General features: G+C 73.5%; 9 protein-coding genes. 6 read left to right on the top strand and 3 right to left on the bottom strand.

The features are described 5' to 3' along the window. Nucleotides 1–111 precede the first annotated feature (111 nt). A complete protein-coding gene (locus ABZX11_RS47840; RefSeq protein WP_354925808.1) occupies nucleotides 112–930 on the bottom strand; it encodes a PaaX family transcriptional regulator C-terminal domain-containing protein in 819 nt (272 codons plus the stop codon). Nucleotides 931–1,088: 158 nt separating this feature from the next. Between ABZX11_RS47840 and ABZX11_RS47835 the strand changes: the two genes are divergently transcribed. The 3 genes from ABZX11_RS47835 (at nucleotide 1,089) to ABZX11_RS47825 (ending at nucleotide 4,456) form a co-directional block, all read left to right on the top strand. Further along, nucleotides 1,089–2,402 (top strand): MFS transporter, encoded by a 1,314-nt coding sequence (locus ABZX11_RS47835; RefSeq protein ID WP_176176713.1) that lies wholly within the window; start codon nucleotides 1,089–1,091, stop codon nucleotides 2,400–2,402. Beyond that, a complete protein-coding gene (locus ABZX11_RS47830; protein WP_354925805.1) occupies nucleotides 2,399–3,745 on the top strand; it encodes an alpha/beta hydrolase in 1,347 nt (448 codons plus the stop codon). Before ABZX11_RS47835 ends, ABZX11_RS47830 begins: the two co-directional genes overlap by 4 nt. A gap of 108 nt (nucleotides 3,746–3,853) precedes the next feature. Beyond that, nucleotides 3,854–4,456, top strand: coding sequence for an NAD(P)H-binding protein (locus tag ABZX11_RS47825; RefSeq protein WP_354925802.1), 603 nt, complete (start codon nucleotides 3,854–3,856; stop codon nucleotides 4,454–4,456). Nucleotides 4,457–4,687: 231 nt separating this feature from the next. On the opposite strand, the gene ABZX11_RS47820 is transcribed toward ABZX11_RS47825, so the two are convergent. Next, the gene (locus tag ABZX11_RS47820) at nucleotides 4,688–5,590 is read right to left on the bottom strand and encodes a LysR family transcriptional regulator (protein ID WP_354925799.1); all 903 of its coding nucleotides are present in this window, start codon (nucleotides 5,588–5,590) and stop codon (nucleotides 4,688–4,690) included. Nucleotides 5,591–5,623: 33 nt separating this feature from the next. Between ABZX11_RS47820 and ABZX11_RS47815 the strand changes: the two genes are divergently transcribed. Further along, nucleotides 5,624–6,397 carry an inositol monophosphatase gene (locus tag ABZX11_RS47815; protein ID WP_354925796.1) on the top strand — a complete coding sequence of 258 codons (774 nt, stop codon included), beginning with the start codon at nucleotides 5,624–5,626 and terminating at the stop codon, nucleotides 6,395–6,397. A gap of 4 nt (nucleotides 6,398–6,401) precedes the next feature. Here the strand turns inward: ABZX11_RS47815 and ABZX11_RS47810 are convergent, their stop codons facing one another. Next, a complete protein-coding gene (locus tag ABZX11_RS47810) occupies nucleotides 6,402–7,325 on the bottom strand; it encodes a PHB depolymerase family esterase (protein WP_354925793.1) in 924 nt (307 codons plus the stop codon). A 188-nt stretch (nucleotides 7,326–7,513) separates the two neighbouring features. On the opposite strand from ABZX11_RS47810, the gene ABZX11_RS47805 reads away from it, so the two are divergent. Both ABZX11_RS47805 and ABZX11_RS47800 read left to right on the top strand, forming a co-directional pair. Next, nucleotides 7,514–8,350 (top strand): PaaX family transcriptional regulator C-terminal domain-containing protein, encoded by an 837-nt coding sequence (locus ABZX11_RS47805; protein WP_176176708.1) that lies wholly within the window; start codon nucleotides 7,514–7,516, stop codon nucleotides 8,348–8,350. 123 nt (nucleotides 8,351–8,473) lie between these two features. Continuing rightward, a complete protein-coding gene (locus ABZX11_RS47800; protein WP_354925790.1) occupies nucleotides 8,474–9,916 on the top strand; it encodes a hypothetical protein in 1,443 nt (480 codons plus the stop codon). The last annotated feature ends 303 nt before the right edge of the window (nucleotides 9,917–10,219 follow it).

The following is a 10,219-nucleotide window of genomic DNA, read 5'->3' as shown; positions in this document are numbered from 1 at the left end:
CTCGGCCCCGCCCCCCGCCGCCCCCGCGGGGGCCACCCGGGGCGGGCGTGCAGCGGGTGTCCCCCCCGGGGGGGGGGGCCCCCCCCCCCGCCCCGGGTTCACGAGCAGACTCTACGTCGGCAGCAGTTCGAGCGTCTCCTCCGCCAGCTTGTCCGCGCCCTCGCGGAAGTCCGCGTCCAGCTTGCGGAACAACGTCTCCGCCTCCATCGCCGGCCAATCGGCCGGCAGGTGCCCCGCCGGCAGGTGCGGGTCCCGGCGGACCACGTGCAGCCAGTCCGAATGCAGCACCAGCCGGCTCGTCAGATCGTCCGGAAAGGACGGTTGGCCGCCGTCCCACTTCTCCGTGAAGTCGTGGTAGCGCGAGGCGATCGTCGCCGTGTCGAAAGCCTTGCGCACCAGCTCGGCCGCTTCCGTCGGCTTCGCCGGGTTCGCCGTGAACACCGTGACGTGCCCGTCCAGACCGAGTTGCTCGATGATGGCCGTGACGTCGCGGACGCCGGGGGCGACCCACAACCCGTTCTGCAGCAGGCCGAAGCCGGCCCAGGTGAGCTGGCGGCGCAGGTCGTGGCGGTCGCCGCGGCGGGTGTCGGGCAGGGAGAACCCGACCAGCGTCCAGCCGGCGTCCTCGGAACGGTTGACCGCGCCGGTCTCCCAGATGCGCCGCCTGCCGTCCTCGAGGACCGCGGCGAGCCGCTCGCTCAGTCCGAAGTAGACCTTGCGGCCGTGGCGGTGCCGGGTCAGCAGCCCGCTGCCCGCCATCCGGGTCAGCGTCGAGCGCACCGCCTCCTCCGAGACGCCGACCCGGCCGAACACGTCGATCACGCTGCCCGAGTAGATCGCGCTCGCCCGCCCGAGCAGGTGGATGCCCAGGAACGTGAGCATGACGGACTTCGGGCGGGGCCCGGAGCCGGTCTCGGCGGAGGGTGTCACGGGCGTCAGCGTAACCCGGCGGGGCGCCACTTGATGTTGTGCAGAATCTTGACGGTCGTCATGCCCCTGACTAACGTTGGGGCCCGCTCCCCCGTCGTCCGCCCCCGGACGAACCTGACCCCCGCAGTGCCCCGCCCCCGACGACGAGGGTGAACCCCATGAGCACTCAGCTCCGCAGAGCGGTCGCGTCGAGCTTCCTCGGCAGCCTCATCGAGTACTACGACTTCCTCCTCTACGCCACGGCGAGCGCGGTGGTCTTCGGCAAGGTCTTCTTCGCCCAGCTCGATCCGGCACTGGCCACGGTGGCCAGCTTCGGCACGTTCGCCACCGGCTACCTCGCCCGCCCGATCGGCGGCCTGATCTTCGGCCACTTCGGCGACCGGCTGGGCCGCAAGCGGATGCTCGTGCTGACGATGACCCTGATGGGCGTCGCGAGCTTCCTCATCGGCCTGCTCCCCGGCTACGACCGGATCGGCGCGGTCGCCCCGGTCGGGCTGGTCCTGCTCCGCATCGTCCAGGGCATCGCGGTCGGCGGCGAGTGGGGCGGCGCGGTGCTGATGTCCGCCGAGCACGCGAAGACGCGCCGCGGGCTGTGGGCGGCGTTCACCAACGCCGGCGCGCCGAGCGGCATGGTCGTCTCGACGCTGGTCATGTCCGCCACCGCGGGGCTGACCTCCGAGGCCGACTTCCTCGCCTGGGGCTGGCGGATCCCGTTCCTGCTCAGCATCGTGCTGCTCGCGATCGGCCTGTTCGTGCGCTCCCGGGTGGACGAGACGCCGGCGTTCCTGGCCACCCGCAAGGAAGAACGGCGGCGGCTGCCACTGGTGGCCGTGCTGCGGGACCACCCGCGCGTGCTGCTGCTCGGGGTCGGCGTCGGGCTCGCCGCGTTCGTCGTCCAGGCCACGCTGACCACCTTCGTGCTCGCGTACGGCGTCGCGCACGGGCACCCGCGGCAGGAAGTGCTCAACGCGCTCACGCTGTCCTCGGCCTGCGCGGTGGCGGGAATCCTGCTGTGGTCGGCCCTTTCGGACCGGATCGGCCGCCGCCCGGTCGTGCTGGCCGGCGTGGCCGCGATGGCGGTCTTCGGGTTCCTGCTCTTCCCGATGGTCCGCGACGGCAGCGGGCTGCTGCTCGTGCTGGCCCTGGTGATCGGCCAGGGCGTGATCCACCCGATGATGTACGGGCCGCTGGCCGCCCTCTACTCCGAGCTCTTCGACACCGGGAGCCGGTACACCGGCGCGTCGCTGGGCTACCAGCTCGCCGGGCTCGGCGCCGGGTTCGCGCCGCTGATCTTCGCCGAGCTCCAGCGCGCCAACGGCGGCGGGTCGACCACGCCGGTGTCGTGGACCATCGCCGCCTTCTGCGTCCTGTCCGCGGTCTGCGTGCTGGCACTGCGGGAGACCCACCGCCGCGACCTCACCCCGGAGACCGGCGTCCCCGCGGCCGCCCAGCGGGAAGGGCAGCGCGGATGAAGGGGTGGCTCCGCCGGGCCGGCACCCTCGCCGCGGCCACGCTGACCGCGTTCGGCCTCACCACCGGGAGCGCGGCGCAGGCCGCCGCCCCCGCGCACTACACCGGGCAGCTGCCCGACGGCGCGAGCTGGGTGGCGGACGTGCCGGCCGCCTGGAACGGGACCGTCATCCTCTACAGCCACGGCTTCGGTCCGCTCCAGGCGCGCAACGCCCCCGACGAGCCGACCGGCCAGGCCCTGCTCGCGGCCGGTTACGCGCTGATCGGCTCGTCCTACAGCGGGCCGTCGCTGTGGGCGCTCGCTTCCGCGCCGCGTGACCAGTTCGCCTCGCTCGACGAGCTGGTCCGCAGGATCGGCGAGCCCCGCCGCACCATCGCGTGGGGCACGTCGATGGGCGGGCTGGTCAGCGCGCTGGAAGCCGAGTCCGGCGCGCGGCGGCTGGACGGCGCGCTGACCACGTGCGGCCTGGTCGCGGGCGCGCTGAACCTGAACAATTACCAGCTCGACGGCGAATACGCGCTGTCCCGCCTGCTCGCACCGGCGCAGGGGGTGAAACTGGTCCGGTACGCGAGCGCCGCGGAAGCGAGCGCGGCGGGCGCGGCGCTGACGAAGATCGTCACCGACGCGCAGGGCACCGCGGCCGGGCGGGCCCGGATCGCGCTCGGGGCCGCGCTGATGAACACGCCGCCGTGGCTCACCGGCGACGCCCCGCCCGGGCCGGCCGACCACGCGGGCCAGGAGGAGCAACAGCAGCAGGCACTGGCGGGCTTCGTGCTCGGGTTCGTGGTGCCCGGCCGGTACGAGATCGAGCAGGCGGCCGGCGGGAACAGCGCGGCCAACCGGGGCGTCGACTACCGGAAGCTGCTCTCCGGCAGCCCGCTGGCGAAGCAGGTCCGGGCGCTGTACCGGACCGCGGGGCTCGACCTCGACGCCGACCTGGCCGAGCTGACCCGCCACGCGGACGTCACCCCCGACGCCCGCGCGATCGGCACGCTCGCCCGCACGTCCACGGCGACCGGGCGGCTGCGCGTCCCGTCGCTGGCCATCCACACCACCGCGGACCACCTCGTCCCGGTCGAGCAGGAGAACTGGTACGCCCGGCGGGTGCGGTCGGCGGGGCGGGAACCGTTGCTGCGCCAGGCCTACGTCGGGGCGGCCGGGCACTGCGCGTTCCGGCCGTCGGAGACCCTGGCGGCGTTGCACGCCCTGGAGTCCCGGGTCGACACCGGCCGCTGGCCCGACCTGCGGCCGGAGCGCCTCAACGCGGCCGCGGCCGCGCTCGGCGAGCCGGGCCGGTACCTCCGCTACACGCCGGCGCCGCTGACCGGCTCGGACCGCCGCTGAGGCAGGGGGCGGCCGCACTCCTCGGCGGCCGCCCCTTGCGTCACGGTAAATCGATTCTTTCCGAACTTGCATTTGATGTTAAGTACTGGTGTCCCTAGCGTGGTCGGTATGAACCTCACCGTCCTCGCGGCGTCCGGCCGGACCGGACTCGCACTCACCCGGGAAGCCTTGCGGCGCGGGCACACCGTGACCGCGATCGCCCGGGATCCCGGCCGTATCGATGTTCCGCCGTCGGCCCGGCTGCACAAGGTGGCGGCCGACGTGGAAGATCCCGCGAGCCTTGCCGCCATCGCCGGCTCGACCGTCCTTTCCGGACTCGGCACGGACCGGGCCGGCGTGCTGACGGCGGGAGCCAAGGCGGTGGCCGCGGCCGGGCCGTCCCGGATCATCTGGCTCGGCGCGTACGGCACGGGCCGTTCGGCGGAGGTGGCGGGCGAAGCGGCCACGACGCTGGCGAAGCTGCTGGGCGACCGGCTCGCCGACAAGGTCGAGGCGGACGCGACGATCCTCGCCGCGGGCGGCACGATGTTCCACGCGGGCCTGCTGACGGACGGCCCGGAGAGCGCGGAGCGGCGCACGGTCGGGCTGGAAGCGGGGCCACCGCTGGACTTCGAGGCGGTGATCAGCCGGGCGACGGTCGCCGCGGCGATGCTCGACGAGGCCGAGACGCCGCACTTCGAGGGCACGATCGCGTTGCCCCTGCCCGGCTGAGCACGGCAGCTCGGCGCTGCGCGCCTCGGTCGGCGCGAGGCAGCGGGGGCACATCGGGCAGGAGAAGGCGGCTCGAAGCGGCTCGGGGACCGGCCGGAGTACCCGGCGCTGCCCACCGGCGGCGACCCTTACCCAGCCCCCGGGCGAGACCGGAGCGCCGGAAGCGGCCCCACCGCCCGCAGCGACCACATCCCAACCCACCCGGGCCGCACCGGAGGACCGGATGCGGGCTCAGTGCCCGGCGATGATCTCCTCCAGTGCCTCCCGGATCTGCTCGCGGAGCCAGGCGTGCGCCGGGTCGGAGTCGAAGCGCTGGTGCCACGTTGCGCAGATCTCCGCCGCCTCCGCCTTCGCCGGGAGGGGGCGGGTGATCAGCCCGAACGCGTCGATCAGCGGGCGGCCGAGCACCGCCGCGCAGGTGACCAGGGCGTTGCTGCGTTCCGCCAGCTGCAGCGCCGTCGCGAGCGTGGCCACCGAGGCGATCACGCGGCGGCGCAGGCCTTCCGCGGCCAGCGCCTCGTCGATCGGGGCGGTGAGGCGGCCGCGGCGGGAGACCAGGACGTGCGGGTGCTCGGCGAACGCCCGCAGGTCGAGTCGCCCGGTCGCCGGGTGGCCCCGGCGCATCGCCACCTCCAGGTGGTCCCGGCCGAGCACCTCGGCCCGGAACTCGGGCTGCTGCGGCCGGGCGCCACCGAGCTCGACGTCGACGCGGCCGTGCCGGAGGTCGTCGGTGTCGGCGGAGTGCTCGGCCAGCACCCGCAGCCGCACGCCGGGCGCCCGCTCCTGGAGCCGGACCGCCAGCACCGGGATCACCGACGCCGCGAGCGCGTCGTGGCACTGGATGGTGAACGTGCGGTCCAGCTCGGCCAGGTTCAGCTCGCGGGCCGGCTGCAGCACCGCCCGCGCCTGCCGGACCAGCCGGTGCACGTCCTCGCGCACGGCCACCGCGTACGGCGTGGGCACCATCGTGTGACCGGTGCGGACCAGGATGTCGTCACCGGTCACCGCGCGCAGCCGGCCGAGGGTGCGGCTCACCGCCGGTGACGACAGGTGCAGCCGCTCGGCCGCGCCCATCACGCTGCCCTCCTCAAGCAGCGCGTCGAGCACCGTGAGCAAGTTCAAGTCGAGTTGCACGAGCCCAAGACAAACACACGTACGGGAGAAACCATGACGCAGGACCTGCTCGCCGCCACCACCGCCGCCGTCCGGGCCGCCGGGGACCGGATGCTGGAGCGCTACTCCCCCGCCACCCGCCAGCCGGGGCTGCCCGAACTGCTGGAAAGCCTGCACGACAACGACTCCGCCGTCGCCGACGTGCTCCGGCCGGAGCTCGCCGCCATCCGGCCGGAGGCGCGCTGGCTCGACGACGAACACGGCTCCGGGCCGCTGCCCGGCGGCGAGTGGTGGCTCATCGACCCGATGGGCGGCAACGTCAACGCCGTGCACGGCATGCCCGACTGGAACGTCGGCGTGAGCCTCGTCCGCGACGGCCGTCCGGTGCTGGCCGTCCTGTACTTCCCGGTACACGGCGAACTGTTCACCGCCTCCGAAGGCGGGGGCGCCCACCTGAACGGTGAGCGGCTGCGGGTCTCCGCCAAGACGTCGCTGGACGGCGCGCTGGCCGGCACCGGCCAGGCCCAGCCCGGCCACCGGTTCCTCGACCGGATGGGCAGCTCGTTCACCGCGATGTCGGAAGCCGCGCTGTACGTGCGGATCTCCGTGCCGGTGACCCACCAGCTCGCCCAGGTCGCCGCGGGCCGGATGGACCTGCACTGGCAGTTCGACAACGTCCGGGCGCACGCCGCCGGCGTCCTGCTGGTGCAGGAAGCCGGCGGCGTCGTCACGGACCTCGGCGGCGGCCCGTGGGACCTGACGAGCGCGGGCTACCTCGCCGCCGCGCCCGGCGTGCACGCCGCCGCGCTGAAGGTGCTCAGCGCCTGAGCGGCTACCCGCCCAAGCCGAAGAAGGCGATCGCGGCGGCGGCCATGCCGGCCGCGGGCAGGCTGTGCCCGGCACCCTGGATGCTGTAGGCCTCGACCTTGTCGCCGTAGCGGCGGCGGTTCCAGCCGTTCTGCGGGGTGTCCGCCGACGTCGGCGTCTGGCTCAGGCCGAAGACGTTGGTCCACTGCTCGATTTCCTCCTGCAGCAACGCATACGGCACGAGCGTGTCGGCGGTGCCGTGCCACAGCTGGACCCGCGGGCGGGCGCCGGTGTAGCCGGGGTAGGCCTGCCGGACCGCGTCACCCCACTGCTGCGGTGTGCGGTTCGCGCCGCCGTTGCCGGTGCACTTGCTCGACCACGGCGGGAAGTCCGCGGCACTGGCGAAGCAGGTGAACGGGACGCCCATGAACGCCGCGCCCGCCTTGAACACGTCCGGGTAGAGAGCGAGCATTTCGTTGGTCATCATGCCGCCGGAGGAAGAACCGGTGGCGAAGACGCGGTTCGGGTCGCCGCCGTAGTGCTGCTCCGCGTAGGTCACCATCGACACGATCGAAACCGGGTCGCTGCCGCCGCCCCGGCGTTTCGCCGCGTCCGACCACGTGTCGAAGCAGTTGCCGAACCCGGCCTGCTGCTGGGCGCTGGGGTAGATGACGAGGAACCCGTAGCGGTTGGCCAGCGCGGCGAATTCGCTGCCGGAGTAGAACCCGGGCCCGGAACCGCCGCAGCCGTGCATGGCGACCACGATCGCGGGGTTGGCAGGCCGGCTGTCCGGCACGTAGACGTGCATGCGCATCCCGCCCGGGTTGTTCCCGAAGCCGGTCACTTCCACCAGCGAAGCGGCCGACGCCGGGGCCGGGACCACGGCCGCGGTGACGGCCATCAGCAGGGCACTGGTGATGGTCACGAACGCCGTTCTGAATCCACTCATCGGTGACCTCCGGTCGGCGATCCCCCTCGCGCCTTGAGGTTAGGCAGATTCACAACGACCGTCAACAATTCATCAAGCATTCCGGGATACCGAAAGTTTCGAACCTGGTGATACTCTCGAAATGCCGGACAAAAGATTGTTGATCGTCAGGGAATCGGCGAACAATCCGGCGCGGAAGGCGGTGGCGCGTGCTCGAAGCGGCCGGGTGGGCGGAGGACGAGGGCGCGCCGGGTGTGCGGCCGGAGGCCCTGCTGCTGACGCTGTTCGGCGACCACGTGCTGGACCGCGGGATCGCGGTGTCCACCGGTGGGGTGATCGCCGCGCTCGACCGCCTCGGCGTCGGCGAGCACGCGACCCGGGCGACGCTGAGCCGGATGAGCCGCCGCGACCTGCTGCACACCGTCCGCCGCGGGCGGCAGGCGTTCCTGGGCCTGACGCCGCACGGGACGGCGGTGCTGCGCGACGGCCAGCGCAAGCTCGACGGCGACATCGTCGACCGGCACTGGGACGGCCGGTGGACACTGCTGACGTTTTCGGTGCCGGAGACCCGGCGCGCGGACCGCTACGCGCTGCGCACCCGGCTGGGCTGGTTCGGTTTCGGGCCGTTGCGCAGCGGGCTGTGGGTTTCGGCGTCGGCCGCGGACATCGCGCCGGCGCTGGCCGAGCTGGATCTGCTGGACCACGCCGAGGTGTTCCGCGCCGAGCCGTTCATGTGGACCGACCCGGCGCGGATCGCCCGCGAGGCGTGGGACCTGCCCCGGATCGCGGCCGGGTACGAGCAGTTCCTCCGCCGCTGGAGCGGCCGAGCACCCGAAGACCTCGGCGACGAGCTGTCCCGCCGCATCCGGCTGGGGGCGGAGTGGCTGCTGCTGATCCGCCGGGACCCGGTCCTGCCGCCGGCGCTGCTGCCGGAGGACTGGCCGGGGACACGGGCGGCGGCGTTGTTCCGGGCGCTGCGTGGGGAGTGGGAGCGGCCGGCGGGGGAACTGGCGGGTGGGTTGCTGGAGTTCCTGGTCGACGAATGATCTCGGGGCGGCGGGGTGCGGGTCCGGCGCGAGCCGCGGGGCGACGGTGCCGCGCCGTCGCGGTTGCCACGTTGCATGCCACGTTGCAAACTGGAGCCCCCATCCCCGCCCCGGAGGTCAACGGTGACCGACTTCGATCGACGTGATGTGTTGCGCGCCCTCACCGCTCTCGGCGTGACCGGCGTGGCCGCGAGCCTGTTCGGCGGCACCGCCGAAGGCGCCGGTGAGAACCCCTTGGACCTGAAGTTCTCCGTCGCGGAGCAGTTCCGGCCGTTCGACCTGATCGCCCCGAACTTCGTCCAGCTCGACCAGCCCGCCCGGCCCGGTGCGCTCGTCGCGACCGGCATCCGGCCGAAGGCGCCCTACGGGACCGTGACCGTGCAGGTGCTCGACGCCCGCGCGCCCGTCGTCGCCGGGCTGGCCGGGGGCGGGGTTTCCGTTCTCGGCAGCTACGATCCCGCCACCCGGCAGGCGGGCATCGAGATCACCACCGCCGCCGGTACCGCCGTGGTCAAGACCGTCGCCGCCGAGCTGCGGGGGCCGTTCGGCTTTGCCGTGGTGGTCAACGAGAACGCCGTCACCGTCCTGGCCGACCAGGGCTCCGGCTGGCGGCCGCTGCTGACCGAGCGCGACCAGGTCCGGGCCCGGATCGACCTGCGCGACCCGGCCGTCCTGGGCCGGCTGGGCTACGCCTACGGCAGCCGCGGGCCAGCCCGGCTGGGCCGGGTGCGGGCCGGGTACTTCGGCCAGGCGGGCGTCCGCGACCCGCACGTCGTGCAGCACGCCGACGGCCGGCCCTACATCCGCCACGGCAAGCTCTACCTGACCATGACCAACGCCGGTCTCGGGTTCTTCCAGCAGGCGCACTGGGCAGTCTGGACGCTCGACCTCGCCGACCCGGCCAAGCTGGAGCAGGTGGCCACGCTGTTCTTCGCGCGCGACGGCGTCGTGCTCGGCGACCACGCCGGCCAGATCGTCCGCGACGGCGACCGGTTCATCCTCCTGATGAGCTCCTGGGGCGACTTCTCGTTCAACGGCGTCCACGTCCGGCACGCCGTCACCCACGCCGACGTGCTCTCGGGCGTGCACGTCCTGCCGACCGAGCAGCTGCCGTTGCCGACGACGGTCAGTTCGTGGGACCCGGCCCTGACCAAGATCGACGGCCGCTGGCACATCGCGTTCGTGGAGAGCCCGGCCCAGCAGCCGTCGTTCGTGTTCCACCCCGCCCTGGCGGCGGCCCCGCGCGGCGCGGACTACGACCACGGGCTGACGCTGCTGGGCGCGGACCGGTCCGTCACCCAGACCGAAGGCACGATCCTGCAGCGCGTGGGCGGCCGCTGGTACCTGTTCGCCAGCGACGGCAACGCGCGCGAATACCCGGTGTACGACCTGAGCCTGCGCAAGCTCGGCACGCTGAACGCCCCGTATGGCACGAACATCCCGCACCCGATGCTGGTGAAGATCGGCGGGCGGTGGTGGCTGCCGACGTTCGACGGAACCCAGTACGCCGAAGACGTCCTGGGCTACGGCGGCCACGGCGACTTCATCCTGATGCGGTCGAGCTAGCCGCCGCGAAGGGCTCGCACACGTACTTCCCGGACGGCTCGCTGTTCCTTACTGGTGAGGCCGGTACGGCGAGCGGAGGGATGCGTGTCCTGGATGGTGAAGTCGCAGTCGGGTACCACGGCCAGGACGGCCGGGCGGCGCAAGCGGCCGCCCGGCCCCACAACCCCACCGCGAGCCGCCGGCTGCCGCGCAGCCCGACGCTGCCCGGCTCCCGCGGCCGGGGCAGCCCCTCCTCGGAGGCGGGGCGCCGGGCCCGGCCGCCCCCCCCCGCCCCGCGCCCGGACGGCACCGCGGGGGATCGGG

The sequence above is a fragment of the Amycolatopsis sp. NPDC004169 genome (assembly GCF_040610315.1).
In the GTDB taxonomy this organism is placed as follows: Bacteria; Actinomycetota; Actinomycetes; order Mycobacteriales; family Pseudonocardiaceae; genus Amycolatopsis.
Note: the sequence above shows the minus strand (reverse complement) of the source record. Positions and strands in the feature narration are given on the sequence as shown.